The organism is Humiphilus diazotrophicus (assembly GCF_059726315.1).
The window spans coordinates 7088597-7106792 of sequence record NZ_AP040870.1 but is presented as its reverse complement, the minus strand read 5'-3'; the positions used below and the strand labels follow the sequence as shown (position 1 = coordinate 7106792).

15 protein-coding genes are annotated in these 18196 nt (G+C 53.9%); 9 read left to right on the top strand and 6 right to left on the bottom strand.

Annotated features, from left to right (window positions below; genetic code table 11):
- The first annotated feature begins 142 nt into the window (after positions 1-142).
- From AC6I7T_RS28415 to AC6I7T_RS28385, 7 genes are all read left to right on the top strand, one after another.
- The gene (locus tag AC6I7T_RS28415) at positions 143-481 is read left to right on the top strand and encodes a permease prefix domain 1-containing protein (RefSeq protein ID WP_497791200.1); all 339 of its coding nucleotides are present in this window, start codon (positions 143-145) and stop codon (positions 479-481) included.
- A complete protein-coding gene (locus tag AC6I7T_RS28410; RefSeq protein ID WP_497791199.1) occupies positions 376-2769 on the top strand; it encodes an ABC transporter permease in 2394 nt (797 codons plus the stop codon). Before AC6I7T_RS28415 ends, AC6I7T_RS28410 begins: the two co-directional genes overlap by 106 nt.
- Before the next feature lie 102 nt (positions 2770-2871).
- Positions 2872-3648, top strand: a complete 777-nt coding sequence (locus AC6I7T_RS28405; protein WP_497791198.1) for a hypothetical protein — start codon at positions 2872-2874, stop codon at positions 3646-3648.
- Positions 3649-3794: 146 nt separating this feature from the next.
- The gene (locus tag AC6I7T_RS28400; RefSeq protein WP_497791197.1) at positions 3795-4838 is read left to right on the top strand and encodes an SDR family oxidoreductase; all 1044 of its coding nucleotides are present in this window, start codon (positions 3795-3797) and stop codon (positions 4836-4838) included.
- A 157-nt stretch (positions 4839-4995) separates the two neighbouring features.
- Positions 4996-5178 carry a hypothetical protein gene (locus AC6I7T_RS28395; RefSeq protein ID WP_497791196.1) on the top strand — a complete coding sequence of 61 codons (183 nt, stop codon included), beginning with the start codon at positions 4996-4998 and terminating at the stop codon, positions 5176-5178.
- Positions 5179-5317: 139 nt separating this feature from the next.
- The gene (locus AC6I7T_RS28390; RefSeq protein ID WP_497791195.1) at positions 5318-5926 is read left to right on the top strand and encodes a hypothetical protein; all 609 of its coding nucleotides are present in this window, start codon (positions 5318-5320) and stop codon (positions 5924-5926) included.
- Between the two features lie 193 nt (positions 5927-6119).
- Complete coding sequence (locus tag AC6I7T_RS28385) at positions 6120-7256, top strand: alpha/beta fold hydrolase (RefSeq protein WP_497794652.1); 1137 nt, start codon at positions 6120-6122, stop codon at positions 7254-7256.
- Between the two features lie 46 nt (positions 7257-7302).
- Here the strand turns inward: AC6I7T_RS28385 and AC6I7T_RS28380 are convergent, their stop codons facing one another.
- From AC6I7T_RS28380 to AC6I7T_RS28365, 4 genes are all read right to left on the bottom strand, one after another.
- On the bottom strand, positions 7303-7626 hold the full coding sequence (locus AC6I7T_RS28380; protein WP_497791194.1) for a hypothetical protein: 324 nt from the start codon (positions 7624-7626) through the stop codon (positions 7303-7305).
- A gap of 474 nt (positions 7627-8100) precedes the next feature.
- Entirely contained in the window at positions 8101-8811 is a 711-nt protein-coding gene (locus AC6I7T_RS28375; RefSeq protein ID WP_497791193.1) for a hypothetical protein, read from the bottom strand.
- A 479-nt stretch (positions 8812-9290) separates the two neighbouring features.
- Positions 9291-11960 carry an ADOP family duplicated permease gene (locus AC6I7T_RS28370; RefSeq protein ID WP_497791192.1) on the bottom strand — a complete coding sequence of 890 codons (2670 nt, stop codon included), beginning with the start codon at positions 11958-11960 and terminating at the stop codon, positions 9291-9293.
- 1 nt (position 11961) lies between these two features.
- Positions 11962-12291, bottom strand: coding sequence for a PadR family transcriptional regulator (locus AC6I7T_RS28365; RefSeq protein ID WP_497791191.1), 330 nt, complete (start codon positions 12289-12291; stop codon positions 11962-11964).
- Positions 12292-12443: 152 nt separating this feature from the next.
- On the opposite strand from AC6I7T_RS28365, the gene AC6I7T_RS28360 reads away from it, so the two are divergent.
- Entirely contained in the window at positions 12444-13616 is a 1173-nt protein-coding gene (locus AC6I7T_RS28360; RefSeq protein ID WP_497791190.1) for an AAA family ATPase, read from the top strand.
- 160 nt (positions 13617-13776) lie between these two features.
- A complete protein-coding gene (gene dtd / locus AC6I7T_RS28355) occupies positions 13777-14223 on the top strand; it encodes a D-aminoacyl-tRNA deacylase (protein ID WP_497791189.1) in 447 nt (148 codons plus the stop codon).
- Between the two features lie 911 nt (positions 14224-15134).
- On the opposite strand, the gene AC6I7T_RS28350 is transcribed toward dtd, so the two are convergent.
- Both AC6I7T_RS28350 and AC6I7T_RS28345 read right to left on the bottom strand, forming a co-directional pair.
- Positions 15135-17801: an ABC transporter permease gene (locus AC6I7T_RS28350; protein ID WP_497791188.1), complete on the bottom strand. Its 2667-nt coding sequence runs from the start codon at positions 17799-17801 to the stop codon at positions 15135-15137.
- 12 nt (positions 17802-17813) lie between these two features.
- Positions 17814-18173: a PadR family transcriptional regulator gene (locus AC6I7T_RS28345; RefSeq protein WP_497791187.1), complete on the bottom strand. Its 360-nt coding sequence runs from the start codon at positions 18171-18173 to the stop codon at positions 17814-17816.
- Positions 18174-18196 lie beyond the last annotated feature (23 nt).

The following is an 18196-nucleotide window of genomic DNA, read 5'->3' as shown; positions in this document are numbered from 1 at the left end:
TGTATGCTCTTTCCCCATAGAACTTCTAGTGGGGAGAGATAAGATCGGGCAAGCCACTGGCAAGAGGGAAAGGCAACTATAGGCAGAGGACGCCAGTAATCGGTCTTGTGATCGGCGAAGGATTTGCAGCAAGCGGAGGAGAATGATGAGTTGGCGCCGTTTTATCCGCCGCAAACGCGCGGATGCCGAATTGATGGAAGAGCTCGATAACTACATGGCTGAGGAGATTGCCGAGAACATAGCACGCGGTGCATCCGAGGAAGAAGCGAGGCGTCGCACCTCAAGCTTGGCAGTTCCAACACCATACGCGAGCAGCTATGGAGCCAGAACAGCATCTCCTTCCTCGACAAGCTTGCACGCGATTTGCGCTATGCCATGCGGACTCTGCTGCGCACACCAAGCTTTTCCTGGATGGCCGTCGGCGTTATGGCGCTCTGTATCGGCGCTTCGACTTCGCTGTTCACCATTGTCCGATCGGTAATGATGAAGCAGCTTCCCTTCCGCGACCCGGACCACCTGGTGATGGTCTACGAGCGATATCGGCTGAACCAGTTCCCTATTCAATATGCGGTGGTTGCGCCGGGAGACTACCTTGACTGGCGAGCAGAGACACACGGCTTTGCCGACATGGCCGCATGGACTCCATGGAACTTTAACCTGAGCGGAGAAAATGCCGAAATGCCTGAGTCAGTAGGGGCAGGCGCCAGCACATCGAACTTCTTTCCTCTCCTGGGAGTGCAACCCGCGCTGGGCCGCACGTTCACAGACGCGGAAGACCGCCCCGGCTCCGATGTGGTTCTGCTGACCTGGAACTTATTTCAACGCCGCTTCGGAGGCAATCCGTCGATTCTCGGCCGCCAGATCCATTTGGACGCAAAATCTTATACGGTCATCGGTGTGCTGCCTCGATCGTATGCCTATCCGGATGTCCGCGTGGAGTTGTGGGTACCCTATCAATCGGTCACACCGCCAGCGTATCTCCACAATCATGCGTATCACCAGTCTAGAGTTATCGCGCGACTAAGGCCGGGAGTAAGCCTGACGGATGCGGTCGCTCAAGTCAGTGCCGTGCAGTCGCGACTCCATGCTGAGTTCCCGAACCGGGCGGTGAGTGAAGGAGCCATATCGCGCACGCTGACTGACGATCTGGCTAGCGACGTAAAGAAGCCGCTACTCCTGCTCGTCAGCGCGGTAGCTTGCATGTTGCTAATTGGCTGCTTGAATGTTGCGAATCTGCTGGTTGCACGCGGAGCAGCACGACAGAAGGAAGTTGCAATTCGCGGAGCGCTGGGAGCGCAGCGTTTGACATTAATCCGTGGGCAGCTAATGGAAAGCATACTGATCTGCCTGACCGGAGGGATGGTCGGGGTAGCATTATCAATCGCTGCTACCCAGTGGATAATCAGCACGTGGAAAGATCTGCCCCGCGCCAGCAACATTCATATCGACGGCCTCGTTTTGTTTTTTGCCTGTGGACTCGCCTTCTTGACCGCCTTGTTAGCGGGGCTTTTACCTGCAATCTCCTCGACGGGCAAGCCCGTGCTTGCAGCCTTACAAGCTTCGTCGCGGACCGTGGGTGGAAGTCTTTCAAGTAGTGCGCTGCGGAAAGGACTCTTAACGGTTGAGGTTGCGGCAACTGTAGTGCTGCTGGTGGCTTCCGGACTATTGCTGAAGAACTTCCTGCAACTGCGCTCGACAAATCTACGTTGCGCGACGGACAACGTGATTACCATGTCCTACGGCTTGTCCAAACAGAAATACGATACGCCATCGAAAACAGTCGCATTCCACGAGAATCTGCTCGACCGGTTGGCCCTCCTGCCCGGCGTACAAGCAGTGGGACTCGGCCAGACCGTACCGGGCACAGGCGAAGTGGAAGGCGATATCTATGCCATCACCGAACATCCGCGCAGAGCAGGTGAGGATCTGAGCTTCGCGCTCGTGCGCAGGGCAGATCCGGGATACTTTCGCACGCTACAGATTCCACTGTTGAGCGGACGCTTTTTCACCAGAGACGATTCCGATACAGAGCACCGTGGAAACAAGGTGATGATTAATCACGCCTTTGCAGAAAAGGAATTTCCGCATGAAGACCCGCTAGGCAAACACCTGAAAGTCGAGTTATGGAGCCAGGCAGAGTACGAGATTATCGGGGTTGTAGCCGATACACTGCATCAGGTAAACGCACCACCCGCTCCGACCATGTATTTTCAGCAACTGGACGGCACGTCGGGTGGAACACTGGTTGTGCGCACCAGCGGCGATCCGCTGCAGTTTGCTCTTCCCATTCAAAAGCAAATAGCTGCACTCGATCCCGAACTGCCGGTTTCGCATGTGCTGACCATGAATCAGGTAGTGGGAGAATTTTTGGGAGACCTGCGCCTGATGGCAACACTGGTCCTGGCCTTTGCCGTCTTGTCGCTGCTGCTGGCGTCGGTCGGATTGTATGGCGTTTTGTCGTACCTCATGACCCAGCGAACAACCGAACTTGGAATCCGCATCGCCCTCGGCGCACAACGGGAGCAAGTTCTGTGGCTGATGTTATTGGATGGTTTGCGGCCTGCCGTCTTCGGGCTCCTGCTTGGCATGATTGCAAGTGCCTCCGTAACGCGGGTAATCGGCTCATTCCTTCACGGAGTCAAACCGCTCGACCCTGCGGTATTTGGTTTTGTGGCCGTCACTCTGCTTACCGTTGCAATCTTTGCCTGCATCGCTCCAGCATGGAGGGCTTCGCGACTAAACCCGATGAATGCGCTTCGAACCGAATAGAGCGTCTCTCGCTTAGCTGTAAACAAAAGCGGGCAATGTTCTAGGAATGGTAAACCGCGAAAATCTATCCAACGTCGCCAGATCTATACGGCATAATGAGGCATGCCGACTTCCGGACCTCGATTGTTGTTCCGAAATCTTGCTTCCTATGGCTTATTTCTTTTCCTGCTATGGCTGGCACACGCGCTGGGCTACTTTGTCCACGAGTACGCGCATTCCTTCACCGCATGGGCTTTCGGCTATAAAACCAACCCCTTCGCGCTGAACTACGGCCCTCTGGACTGGAGCAACATCCTCACTCAGGCCGACATTGACGAGAATGTGGACTACGATCCGATCTTTGCCGCTGGCCGGGGAGCTGTCGCTTCACTGATAGCAGTCGCCGGTGTTCTGTTTGGAAATGGCGTCTCCTACCTTATCTCACTCTACGGTTACGAGAGAGCCAAGACAGCACGGCGAACCATACTCGCGCTGTTCTTCTTCCTGCTCTGCATTATGAACGTCGGAAACCTCCTATCTTATGTCCCAACGAGAACGTTCGCTACTCACGCCGACATGGCGACAGTAGAACATGGGCTCAAGATCTCACCTTGGTGGCTCATTATCGTTCTGGGCATCCCTTTCTGCTTCGCCGCAGCTCACTTTGTAATAAAGGTAGTTCCCCAGGCCATCCGTTATTTCTCCCCGCATAACAGAGTCAACCAGGCTCTCCTGATTTCCCTTGCCTGTTTCATGATTTTTGTCTTCTACGGTAGTGCCGGACTTAATCACTATGGCAGTATCTCGCACGGAATTTCCATCGTTTGTATCTATGTGCTGGCACCAGTCGCCGCCGTCTGCACCTGGCTGCGGACCACACAGCGCACGCATCGGGAATAGTATTCCGTGGGCATTGCTTTACTTGGCTTCCTATAGAGGAGATACTCCCAATGAATCTCTTTTGCGGCAGTTTGGAGCACGCCGCGAAGGAGTCCGTAAACAGGCGTTGACAAGCTTTGTGCACACGAAATTCGAGGGAGACACACATGACAAATGATTTGCCTCTTCAGGGTCAGGTTGCATTGGTGGCAGGCGCAACGCGAGGCGCCGGACGCGGTATCGCACGAGCTTTGGCCGCAGCTGGAGCGCTGGTCTACTGCACGGGCCGCAGTGCGGCTGGGAATGCAAAAGGGATGGCGCGTCCGGAAACCATCGATGAGACCGCCGCACTGATCACGGAAGCCGGAGGACGGGCAGTTGCAGTCCAGGTAGATCACACGCATGAAGACGAAGTCGGGAAGCTCGCCACTCGAATTCGCAACGAGGCCGGGCGGCTTGACGTGCTGGTTAACAGCATCTGGGGCGCCGACTCGATGGTTGACTGGTCGCAACGCTTTTGGGAGCTCGATCTTACGAATGTGCGGGCATATCTCGACCAGACACTGATCAGCCACTTGATTACATCGCGGCATGCGGTTCCGCTGATGATCGAGGCCAACCGGGGTCTGATTGTCGAAGTGATTGACGGACACTTCGCGGGATATCGAGGACAAGTTCTTTACGACCTCGTAAAGGCGTCCCTCGCGCGTTTCGCCTATGCAATGGCCATGGAGTTAGTCCGCACCGGAATCACTGCGTTATCGCTCTCTCCCGGATTCCTGCGCTCGGAAGCAGTACTTGAGCATTTTGGAGTCACCGAGGATAACTGGCGGGATGCGATCGCGAAAGATCCCTACTTCGCAGAATCGGAGACTCCGCTCCTCGTAGGACGCGCAGTTGTTGCGCTCGCAGCAGATCCAAAAGCTCGGGCAAAGGCAGGAATGATCCACTTCGCCTCCGATCTGGCCCGCGAATATGGCTTTACAGATGTTGACGGCAGTGTCCCCAATTTTCCGCTACTGTTCGACACCAGAATGAAAGAGGCCGTAGCGAACCCTCCGCTAAAGGCCGAAGAGCGTTTCCTCGCCTGGGCCCGATACTGCCAGATCCATAAAGACCCCTCACGCCGCGAACTTGCAGCGCAACTTGCAACAGCGCTCGGACTGACAGACTTAAGCCCCGCCGTGGGACCCGTTGCTAATGACGATTAAGTCGATGCGGTACGCTCCGGTACGATTGCTCCAAGGATGAGCACGTAGAAACCGTGATGCCCCCGACGATTTACGCCCAATCGTTAAGTTGCTCGTCAAAGATGGGATCAGCTCTGATATGTCAGCCTGCGGAATAGGCCCAAGGGGCCGGTACCAAATGTCAGCCCAGTCCGTCAGGGCTGGGGTAACGGCAACCACATATCCGAGCGCCAGCGGCGCGGTACCTGGACTCGAACCTCTCGACGCCGATTACAGAGCTAGAGTGGTGAGTATCGCGCCTCCAGCGCTCGGACTCGAAGGCTTAGGTCCCGGCGTGGGACCTGTTGCTAATGGAGATTAAGTTTAAGTTGATGCTGCATGCTCCGGTACGATTGGACACATAGAAACCGAGAGGCCCAACAGTAAACCCGCATACGGATCCGGGAACATACGCTCAGGACACGGTGTCTCAGTAATTAACGTCCTCTGAAGGGAATGACATGTTCCAGAGATTCATAATTGCTCTTTTGCTCGTGATTTCATGCGGAGCTGCTGCGCAGGAGAATGCACCAAAACCAAGAGTCAGTGATGATCCACTTACGAACGAACAGATCTCGATCTACCGTGTTGTGTTGGCGACTTATCTAAAAGGATCAACCAGCGTTTTAAATTTATCGAACATTACGGAGCCGCTTGGGCGGACTGACACTTCGTGCTCAAGAGGGCTGGTCGCGAGAGTTGAGAAGCAATCACAACCGGTTATTCACAGAATGAGTCCATCACTCGCAGCCAATACAAAGATCCTCTTGGTTGATCCTGAACTCCAACACCGGACAATTGAGGAGAATGATCCACAAAACCTCCTCAAGAAAGCCATCGATGGCCGGCAGAAGATTACAAATGAGCAACTGGATCAATCGATCAGAAGCGCATTTGATCATGGCCTCTTCACCCTGTCTGAGATCGTTTTCGACAAGGACCACCGGCAGGCGGCGGTAAGCTACAGCTTCGTATGTGGGCGTCTTTGCGGCAACGGAGATACTCTACTCATTAGGAAGGACGGCCAAAGCTGGAAGGTGGTAAAGAGATGTGGAGGGTGGATTTCCTAGTAATCGCACTTCAGATGGGTAAACACATTTACGGAATCTCAGAAAATGATCTTTGGTGGCATGGAGACGGTCCTATTTTGTTCTAATACGAGTAGGGTGGCAAATGCACTCGTTGAAAAAATAACAACCCGAGAAGTTTCTCTTCGAGAAAACTGTCCGGCGAGGCTGCTAAAGGAGATATAGCGTGCGCCTAATGATAGGGGTAGGGATTGTTTGCCTTGCCTATTGCCACACCATTTGTGCTTTTGCACAAACGTCGATGTCTTTCCCCAATAAAGGATCTCAGGGATTTTTCGATCCATCACCGCATCGCATGGAGATGGTGACGGTAGATCAAGATGTTCAGCTGCAAGTACTCGATTGGGGCGGAAGCGGTCGGCCAGTTATCTTACTTGCTGGCTCAGGAAACACTGCACACATTTATGACGACTTCGCGCCTAAGTTAGCCCGTGATTACCACGTTTATGGGATCACTCGAAGGGGCTTTGGCGCTTCGAGCTCCCCTACCACCGGCTATTCGGTAGCTCGCCAGGGGCAGGATATTCTTGCGGTTATCGATGCGCTAAGGATTATCAACCCAGTGCTCATAGGCCACTCCTTTGCGGGACAAGAAGTAAGTTGGATCGCTACGAAATTTCCTGCGAGGATTGCCGGAGCCGTTTATTTTGATGCTGCGTATAGTTACGCATTCTACGCTCCTTCGGTGGGAGAGCTGACCTTTGATCTGCCGGAACTACAGCATAAGCTCGAACAATTCAGCGCCTCACAAGGCGATAGGAAGCTTATCGATGAATTGCTGAAAACAGATCTTCCTTTACTCGAAAGAGATTTGCGGAAACAAAAGGAACACATGGACCTGATAGCGCAGGTGCCACCGAATCAAGGGGGGCCATCTGCCGCCGATATGGCCAGTTTTGCAGCGCTTGGAGCTTGGTACGCACAGAATATGGTAGGAGGAAATCCGCCTGAAGCAGAGTTACGGCAGAGCTTTGAGGCTAATCTGGATGGCAGTGTTGGTAAACCCCATCCGCATCCCTCCATCAGCGCGACAGATTCCAAATGGGAAAAATTCACGAACATCCACGTGCCGGTACTCGCAATTTTCGCTTGCCCTGTCGATTATGGTCCCACTATTGATAAAGAACCTGCTCTTCGCGAGAAATTCGACTCGTACAATTCTGAAGATTGCCAGACACGAGCAGCGGCAATTCAAAAAGCTGTGCCGTCGGCCCGTGTTCTTCTCTGGCCACACGCATATCACTATCTTTTCATCGCAAAACAAGCAGACACTCTGAGAGAATTGCGTTCGTTTATCGATGTTTTGCCATAGTAGACGCGTGGAATATGTTCTGGCAGATTCCTATTCTCCCGCTGTACTAAAATCGGGAAGCCTTCTCCCTAAAATCATTAGTGATTCCAACAAAGTTCTTTCTGTGTTCAAGCATCAAGGTCATTAATGTCGTCAAATCTGCAATTAATTCCTTCGGGTGTGCAGCGTTATGCTTCACGATCCTGACTTGTTGCATCTCAATTAGTCGCAGTTCTTTATCTAAATCTATTATCTCTTTGTCGCCCTTGATCAATTCCGCCTTCAAATCTGCATCTAGCGATGACGAATGGTCTGCCTTCAGTTGAAGACCATCAGACTGAATGAACTGTTGGGCGAGAGTCAGATCGCCTGTCGGGGACTCCTCGAACACAGAAGGGATGGGCGACTACAGTGAGGTCGCGGGATCCTCACATTTTCTTCTACGTGTCGCCGCAAAAACAAACCTTAATGCCAGAGCATGCGCCCAGTAAAGGGAATTCATCTGGGTGTGGTATCCCTTAAACAGACGATATGCCCAGGTTCGCTCCCAGCCGAGTTTCCAGCGATCAAAACCGTCCTGAGATATTAATCTTTTAGAGACTCCTGTCATTTCATTCCTATTTCATCCACACCTGCTCAACTACTTCGGGCCACGAAGTAGCAAGGCTACGGCATTCTTTGCTTCACAAATCTCGACACCAGAATATATCGAGAGTGTGTAGCCTGTTCCCGATATCAGTCTTGATTTTTTGGGGGCTGATCGGTCACCAAGACACAATCAGCTCGCAAGTATGTATTCCAAACAGATATATTATAGGAGCAAACATCCATTTACCTCTTTTTCCTGTTACGATCGCGCAATCCCCTACTTGCACGTTATGCTAGGGTTCTTCAGTGCCAGTTTGAGACAATCTGCTCGCTGTTGCGCTTGTTCTGCTTCCTGCTCAGGGGTCAATGTTGGTGGCGGCGGGGTGGGTGGATTGAGTAATGCTTTTACTTCCGTCGTTATGTCTGCAATCCTGCGTCCGGGAGTACAGGTCATCATACTTTCATAGACACCGGTATCATTGTCCAATCCACTATGCACCAGAATTTCAATCTGTCCCTTTGCGTTTAGCAGAGCTTCACCGGGGTTACCGTAAACGCCCCAGCCATTACGCGCCTTATAGAAATAGCAAAACTCAGCAGGGTCATCATTGTGTTTCTGGCTATATTTGTTGGTCGATTCCCGCAGATACACCGAGTTAAGAACAAACGAGTCCGGATCTCTCATCATAGAACGAAGGTCGAGAGCCCCATCTGCCGCCCGCTTCACCACTTCCGGGGTAACTTCTTTGTGACCCATCAGGAAGTAAATACCCTCTTTCTTGGATCCGCCGGGTGCCAATATAGCCACATACTCGCCAACACCAAGCTTGTGCCCGACTCGGTACATTACCTTGACTGGAGGAGCGCCATCCACCAGATTCATCATTTTCAACGCATCAGCACTGAACTTTTCCCGGGTGGCAACATCCCCGACCTTGCCATCGCTGTATGTGAAGGTATAGATCTCGTGCCCCGACCGGGCGGACATAGAAACCGTTCCTTCTTGATATTCACTGCTGTGGTCTTTTGCGAACGCCTGACAGGTGATTGTTAGACACAACAGAAAGATGGCAAATAACTTCATGAAACGAACTCCATCATCGTAACGGTAATTTGCTCTTAATCTACATCTATTTTTTCTTTAGACAAGATGACTAAAGGAACCTCTTCTCTGGAATAAGCCGTTCGAGATCGGAATCAGGGTTACTGTGTCCGATCCTGCAAGAGCTAAGAGCAACTTTTCTCGACGGAAAAGCTGCGCGATCCTCTGTGGCTTGCGGATACATCTACCCTAATTCCGCTTTAGTGAAGCGAAAGATGTGTAGGCACAAAGAGAGCTGGAGTTAGTGCAGCTCGTTTCTCGGGCCAATTCGACTTGAGAGAATGAGCTGATCGCGACCGCACTCCCGGTGCACGACCATAATCAGTCACTCCCTGCAATTCCATAATAAGCAGGAGACAACCCGCTCATTCCGCGCGCAAAATCTCGGTCGGATCTGTGCGCAGTGCGCGAAGTACGGCAGGGAGAGTGGTAACAAGCGCGGCGAGCAGAATGGCAAACGTCGGCAGAGCGATCATATCTGCGTCGGTTGCTTTGACCTGGTAGAACAGCGACTGAACATAACGCGCTGCGCCGAATCCTAGTCCAACACCCGCACAGCCTCCGAGCGCGATCATCAGCAGGACATCGAGAGTCACAATGCGCACGATGCCGACACGAGTCGAGCCAATCGCCATGCGGAGACCTATCTCGCGGCGCCGCTGTAGAACAGAGTAGTTGAGGACAGCGTAGAGGCCGACTCCGGCGAGGAACAGCGCAACAACGGCAAAGAAGGCGGCGAGCATAGCGATCAGGCGTTCGCGAATGGTCTGGTCCCGGACCAGATCGGACTGCGTGGTGATGTTCGAAACGCGAAGGCCGTTGTGACGTTGCACAATGAACTGCCGGAGCGAGTTGGCGAGGGCGAGCGGGTTCTCGTCGTCGGTATGAATAATGAAGGTGGCGAAGCTAACAGCCTTTGGAGCGGATTGCTCGTCGATCTCGTCGAAGGGAACGTAGAAGACGGCGCGATTGGGCTCGCGCAGGTCATGGTCCGGAACGTCGGGAGTAACGCCGACAATCTTGTTTGGAGCTTGATTGACTCCGCGTTCAAAGGTGCGGCCGATGGGGTCCTGGCCGGGAAAGAAGGTCTTGGCGAAAGTTTCGTTGACGATGGCAGCTCCCGGCGAGGTATCTGCAGGGCGCAAGTCGCGACCGGAAATCAGAGGGATCTTCATCGTCGAGAACCAACCTGGAGAAACGTTCAGGAAGAAGGCAGGAGTAGGGCTGGGAGGCGCGTTGTTGATGGAGATGTCACTGTTGATCTTGATGCGTCCAAGAAGAGGCCAGCCCGAAATGGCGACCGAGTTGACGCCGGGGAGAGCACGGAGCGCCTCGGCAGTTTGATTCCAGACAACAGGCAGCTGTCCTTTGCCCGCTACGCTTTCAAGTAGAAGCAGACGGTCGGTTGAGAATCCAAGCGGGCGGTTCTGCAGACGCTGAAAGGATGTGACGAAGAGCGAGGACAGAAAGAGGACGAGGAAACAGAAGGCGACCTGAAGAGCTATGGCTCCGCGCATGAGACGGCGTGGAGAGTGCGGATCTTCCCCACCTTTGAGGGCAGCAACCGGGCGGACGGCAGAGGCACGCAAAGCAGGAAGCAAGCCAAGCAACAGAACAACCAGGAGAATGAGCCCGAAGCCGAAGAGGAGCACCCGCCAGTCGGCAGGAAGAGCGAGGCGCGCGGGGTTGTCGGACGGATTCACGAGGCTGAGCACAAAGGGCGCTGACCACGCCGCAAAGAATGCGCCAAGGGCGGAAGCCAGAAGAGCAAGCAGCGCGCTTTGGCAAAGAATGAGCTGGACGAGGCGTCGGCGTCCGGCACCGATTGAGATGCGGAGAGCCATCTCCTGAGCGCGTGCGGCGGCCTGGGCGGTCATCATGTTAGCAACGTTGACGCAGGCTATGAGCATGACGAGCGCGACCATGAGGCCGAGAGCGCTGAGGAAACGACGATACTCTTTCTGAAGGTCGGAGATACCGGCGCCGCCGGGCTTGAAGACAAGTGTCTGATTGAGATAGCGGTCGATGGATTCCTTGGTCGCGCCGCGGAAGCATGTGGAACAGGCGTTCCCGAAGGCTCGGTTGACGGCAGAGAGATGCTGTTGGAGAGGATCGAGGGCGGTAGCAGGATTGACGCCGGGCTTCAACATCAGGAAGGTTCGATGCCAGTCGAATCTTTCCTGGGTTGCTAAGCTGTTGCTGTTAAGAGGCAGAAAGATATCAGTAACAGTTCCCTTTTCGGTTCCGGTGAAATCGTGAGGACCGACGCCGATGATTTCATAGGTCTCGTTGCCAATGCGGAGCAAGTGTCCGAGTACCTGGGGATCACGGCCGAAGCGATGATTCCAATAATCCCAGGAGAGGACGGCATACGGACTGGCGTTAGAGCTACGGTCATCGGCGGGGGTGAGCAGTCGTCCGAGCGCGGGCTCAAGGCCGAAGAGCGGGAACATATTGCCTGACACATAAGCGACGTGGGCTTTCTCAATGTCATCGTCGCTGGAGCCGTGAGTAGCCCAGGTGATGTCCGTGCGGTCGGCGTCGCTGATGGCGATAAGGTCGGCCTGATCCTTAACGGCATCTTGCATGAGGTTGAACTCCGGGGTGGCCCAGTGGCCGTCCTCGATAGGCTTGCCGTATAAGCCGATCATCTTGCGGGAGAGGACATAGAGCTTGCTGGAATCGGAGATGGGCAGCGGACGCCAGAACAGCGCATCAATAAGACGGAAGGCGGCGACACAGGAGCCGATGCCGAGAGCGAGGGAAAGCACAGCAGCAATGGACGCCACCTTGTTGCGGCAGAGCTGTCGCCAGCCGAAATTCACATCGGAGAGCAGCGACTCAAGCCATCCGGCAACACGAATGCTGTGACTCGCCTCGCGGGTATGCAGCATGGAGCCGAAGGCACGGCGCACTTCCTTGGGATCGCGTCCTGAGGCGATGGCTTCTTCAATGTGTGCCTGCAACTCTTCATCGATCTCGCGGTTCAAGCGTTCGCCTTGCACGGCATTCAAGATGCGCGACCATAGGGACATGTCATGCCTCCCGGAGAACTCGATTGATTGCCACGCTAACTGACTGCCAGCGCGACTCTTCCACGCCGAGTTGCTTTTTGCCTGCGGCGGTCAGTTCGTAGATACGAGCACGGCGACCGGTATCCTTCTTGATCCACTCGGCACGAATCCAGCCCGCTTCCTCCATACGATGCAGCGCTGGATAGAGCGAGCCCTCCTCTGCGCGCAGCACTTCGCCGGAGGTATCGGCAATGGCAGCCATGATGGCATACCCGTGAAGCCGTGGGCGCCGCGACAGTATCTTGAGAACAAGCAAATCGAGTGAACCTTGTAGAGCGTCGGTCCTAGCCATATTCAGATGTCTTTATATAGACATCTGAGTATGACTGTCAATGAGATATTTCGCTCTGCGCCAGGAATCGGATATTGCTGAGGCACTCCCGCAGATCTAACACGCCCCTTTTCAGTACAAATCCTCACGCCGCATAAGTTACTCTGTATCTCGTGATTCGCACTGTCGCCGTCCAAGGATATCGTTCACTTCGGGAGCTGGTACTTCCACTCGGTCAATTGAGCGTCATTACCGGTGCGAACGGAAGCGGAAAATCCAGCGTGTACCGGTCACTGCGCCTGTTGGCTGAGGTTGCCCAGAATGCGGTTGTGGCTTCTCTTGCAAGGGAAGGCGGTTTAACTTCCACCTTCTGGGCAGGGCCTGAGACCATTGCGCGAGGTGTGCGCCAAGGGACATATGCGGTCGAGGGCCTGGCAAAGAGAAATGTTGCCAGCCTCAAACTCGGCTTCGGCGCTGACAATTATGGATATAGCATCGATCTGGGCTACCCACTACCGCCACCGCCGCCAACAATGTTCTCACTAGACCCGCGTGTAAAGCGCGAATGCATTTGGCACGGTCCTGTTTACCGCAAGGCATCGGCCCTGGTCGATAGGAGGAATAACTTTGTATGGCTCTCGACCACACGGGATGAAGAGCCTGTCATGCTGACACAGCATCTCGCTGATACGGACAGCATGCTAGCCAGTGTCGCGGACCCACAAAGGGCTCCCGAGATGATTGCCGTCCGGGAGGCTGTCCGTGGATGGCGATTTTACGATCAGTTCCGTACCGATTCCGAGTCCCCTGCGCGAAGCGCTCAGATTGGCACTTTCACTCCTGTCCTTCATCACGATGGGAGCAATCTTGCAGCCGCGCTGCAAACCATCACGGAGATTCGCTCAGATGGAGCACTCGCTACGGCGGTGCAGGACGCTTTTCCTGGCAGCACACTCTATGTGGAGGACCACGATGGGCGCTTCGAACTGCAACTTCAGCAACATGGTCTGTTGCGCCCACTCTCTGCAGCCGAGTTATCAGATGGAACCTTGCGTTATCTGCTTTGGAGTGCCGCACTTCTTACCCCGCGCCCGCCGGAACTCATGGTGCTGAATGAACCAGAGACCAGCTTGCACCCGGATCTGCTGCCTGCGCTTGCACGACTGATTCTAGCCGCAGCGGCGTCCACACAAATCATAGTGGTCTCGCATGCTCAACCCCTAATCGAGATATTGGTCGCTGCATCTATTTGCACCCACCTTCACCTTCAAAAAGATTTCGGAGAAACTACGCTTCAGGGTGCAACGCTGTTCAATACACCTAAATGGGTCTGGCCCACACGGTAAAGCAAACAGAGCCTCCCGATGGTTGAGACTACAAGCTTCGGATCTTCGATGTCCATGAGCGGACCAGTCCGCAGAGGTCCAGCTGCCGAGGGCTGATCCATCTCGCCTTGAGGTCTACGGATCGCTGGTTAATCAGGTCCGGAATGTTACTCTGAAAGGGATGCGTGCCGTACTACAACGAGTATCGAGAGCTTCCGTAACGGTAGAAGAGAAAGTCGTTGGCGAGATCGGCCAAGGGCTGCTGGTGCTGATTGGCGTTTCCGCAACCGACTCCGAGAAGGATGCCGACTACCTCGCAGACAAGATCGTAGGGTTGCGCATCTTCGAGGACAGCGACGGCAAGATGAACCGGAGCGTAGCGGATATCGGTGGCGCGGTGCTCGCTGTTTCACAATTCACACTCTATGGCGATGCTCGTCGCGGTAAGCGACCATCCTTCGACCACGCCGCCCGCCCCGAGCAAGCCCGGGAACTTTACGAGTATCTTGTCGCCCGGATTCAGCAGCAGGTACACTGCGAAACCGGCCAGTTCCAAGCAATGATGTCAGTGTCACTCGTAAACCAAGGCCCGGTGACCATACTGCTGGATAGCTCAAAGATGTTCTAGAGCCTGTTATCAAGGTTTCAGCCATGAGATATAGCGGAGAAATATGGCAACTTGGCTTTTCTGAGGAAAGAATTAAAGAAGAGGAAAGCTAGCAGCGAGTTCGAGAATATATTGATCTAAACCCATTAAAAGCAGGACTGGTTGATTCAGCGGAGAAATACCCCTATTGCTATACGTATTTGGCGAAGAAAAAAAGCACAGGGGCTAAAGCCCAAAACAACTTAAGGACTCTGTTATCGGCACGACTAAAGTCATGCCCAGACACAAAGCCTGACTAATGGCTCGACGGCCGAAATACAGCTTTATTTGCTATTTTTGTTGATCGCTTTCGCAAGAAATGTAGAAACTCTAGGATCGGCCTGGAAGGCCGATGATTAAACATTAGCCCAGTCCGTAAGGGCTGGGTAAAGATACAAATAGATTTCCGAGCGCCGGAGGCGCGACACTCACTAATCGAGATCAGGTACCGCGCCGCTGGCGCTCAGATATGTTTTCTTCTATCAACCCAGCCCTAACGGACTGGGCTCACGTTTTGTGGCGGCCCCTTGGGCCTATTCCCTGTCTTCCATTCATGCCTAAATAATCATTCAATATTAAGGAATCTCCAGCATAACCAGCCTTGAACGCAGAAATGCACGTCGTCGCGCTGTAGCCGACGCCGCCAGCACAACAGAGAGGCCGAATCCAGCAGCTAGAGCAAAACCAGCGTAGGTGTATCCCGAGCCACAACTCCCTACGCAGGTTTTCCGTCGAGAAAACCTGCACATCGCGGAATTTGGATAGGACATAGTAACGCTGGTTTTGCTCTAGAATATGGAGTCCCGTGGTTTTCTGTACCGAAGGCTATCCATCCCTTCTATTCATGAATAATCCCGAGTCAGGAATTTGGTGCCGACGATAGCAAAAGCACCTTAGTCGATACGAAGAGCCTCTAGAGGATTGACAGTAGTGGCGCGGCGAGCAGGAAAGAAACTGGCTCCGACGGCAATAAGTGCAAGGAAGATGGAGACAGAGATAAAAGTAAGCGGATCGGTAGCGCTTACCCCGTAGAGAAAGCTAGTTAGGACCCTTCCCGATCCAAGTGACACCACCATCCCGATAAGGATGCCGAGTCCCGAGAGCTTGAGTCCTTGGCGAATAATCATGCCAAAGACATGTACACGTTGAGCCCCAAGTGCAACCCGGATACCTATCTCGCGGTTACGCTGAGCCACAGAATATGAAATGACGCCGTAAATTCCGACCGCAGCCAGAAACATAGCCAGGAGTCCAAAGAAGCCCACCAGCACCATAGAAAAACGTTCACCCGCCAAGGCATTGCTTGTAAGCTCAGCCAGCGTCGAGACCTTCACCAGCGGAAGTTCAGGATTGATCTGATGGATGGCCTGACGCGCTGCTTCAATCACGGTCTCAGGATCGGCTTTGGTACGAAGGACAACCTGCATCAAGGCCAACGAGGGCCAAACATTTTGGGTGTAAGGCTCGAACATCTCCGGCCCGGGAACTTCGCGTAACGACGAATGCTTGAAATCGGAAACGATGCCGACAATCGTGGCCGGAACACGTTGCGAAGGCACAAGAACCTGCTTGCCGATGGGATCTTCCTTAGGCCAGTACTGACGCGCCAGAGCTCGATTGATAACCGTCACAGGTTGTGCGGAAAGTATGTCCGAATCGAGTAAATCGCGGCCTCTAAGAATAGGCGTACCCAGTGCAGAGAATAAGCCGGGGGAGATAACGGTGTAGTTGACGATGGGAGGGCGATCCTCTCTGCGAAGCGGACGGCCAACAATACGCATAACCCCGGATTCCGTAGCTCCGCCCATTGGAATCGCTTCCGTAATTCCGGCCGACTCAACTCCGGCAATTGCGCGCAGGCGTGGCAATGCCTGCTGGTAGAAACGAGCAATAGCTTCGCGATCGGGATACTGAGTGCTCGGTAGCGATAGTTCGAAGGTCAGCACGTGCTCCGGGCGGAATCCAGAATCCGATGCCATCAATCGATAAAACGTGCGAACGAGAAGCCCCGAAGCAATCACCAGTATAAGAGCCAGCGAAATCTGTCCAACAACAAGTGCGCTACGAAGCCTCTGATGATTTGTAGCCGTTCCCGCCTTCTGCCCTCCGTCTTTAAGCGACTCCACCAAGTTGGTGCGCGCCGCTCCAATTGCAGGAGCCAATCCGAAAAAGATTCCGGTTATAACTGTGACCGCCAGCGCAAAACCAAATACGCGCAGATCGGCTCCGGCTTCGTGCAGTCGAGGAAGACTCTTGGGGCCGAAGATTTTGACTAATTGAACACCGGTTATAGCCACTCCAATTGCCGCAGCACACCCGGCGAATGCGAGCAGCAAACTTTCGGTAAGAAGCTGTCGTAGAACACGTGTGCGACCCGCTCCGAGTGCGGCTCGAATTGTAAACTCACGTTGACGACCGAAAGCACGCGTCAATAAAAGACCTGCCACATTAAAGCAGACAATGCAGAGGACGAGAACAACAGCACTCAGCATCATGACCAGAGGCTTGCGAGAATCACCGGCAACCTGCGTTTGCAGCGACACAACACGGGATTCGGACCATCCCTTCGCTGCCGGCATCTGACGATCCATGCGTTGAGCAAAAAGATTCATCGCGGCCTGTGCCTGAGCAATAGACAGGCCCGGTTGCAGACGTCCGATTACGGCAAGTTCGGAAGGAGTGAACATCGGCGTAACAGCGGGCAATGCCAGCGGTACCCAGAGCTGTGTCTCTGCCGGAAAGGTGAAGCCGCCAGGCATCTCATTGGATCGAGGAAAGCCAAAGCCGGGTGGCATGATGCCGACGACAGTAAACGGAGCTCCGTCCATGTGAATAATGTTATTGAGAATCGATGGATCGGCATGAAACCGGCTACGCCAGAGCGTATCGCTCAGAATTACTTCACGTTCGTGACCAGGAGAGTCTTCCTCGTGTGTGAAGAAGCGTCCCAGAGCAGGCCGCACATCGAAGGCAGGAAAGAATCCCCACGATACACGCGCACCTTCCAGCATTACAGGATCGCCGAAGCCAGTAAGATTGAAGTTACTTCCCTGGAAAGCGCCTATAAAGCGATAGGTCTTTATATCCTGCTCCATCGCATGAAATTGGATCGGGTTCCAGGGACTCTCCGCGTATCCGATGCCAACACCGGCAGGCGGAGTGTTCCAAGGAAGCACAAGAGAGGCAGGATTGGGATAGGGCACAGGCCGGAGCAAAACCGCATCGATAAGAGAAAAGACCGCAGTGACGGAACCGATGCCCAGGCCAAGCAAAAGAACAACCGTGAAGGCGAAGAATGGAGCTCTCCGTATCTGGCGTAGAGCGAAACGAAGATCGGACCAGACCGATTCCACCGAAGGCCATTGCCAGACTTCCCGGCTACGTTGCTCTATCAGGGATCGATTGCCAAAGGCCTTGCGTGCGGCCAGCGTAGCATCGCTACGAGAAATACCTTCGACACGCATGATCTGCTCGATCCGCTCTTCAAGGTGCTCGCTCATCTCTTCGGCCAAATCGTCGTAGATACTACGCCTGCGAAAAACTTGCCGGAACCAGTTCATGGGGAAGACCTCCTACTCCGTTGCAATTCTCGTTGGGCCAAGTACTAGCGCAATGCCTTGCAGCATGCGATCAAAACGAGAGATCTCCCGTTCAAGGTGACGCAGGCCTCCGCGTGTGATCTCATATACCCGCACCCGGCGATTGGTCGTTGGAGAGATCGTCCATTCTGCCTTCACCAGTTTTTCCTTGAGCAGACGTTGAAGCGCGGGATAAAGCGATCCTTCTTCGATCTGGAGCAATTGATTCGAACGCTGCTGGATATGCTGAACCAAGGCGTAACCATGAGCCGGTTGGCGACGTAGTGACTCAAGGATCATCAGCTCAAGCGCGCCGGGGAAGAGATCGCGGGAAGAACTGTCGCTGGTTTGCATGAGACCTGTTTCCTCAATACCTA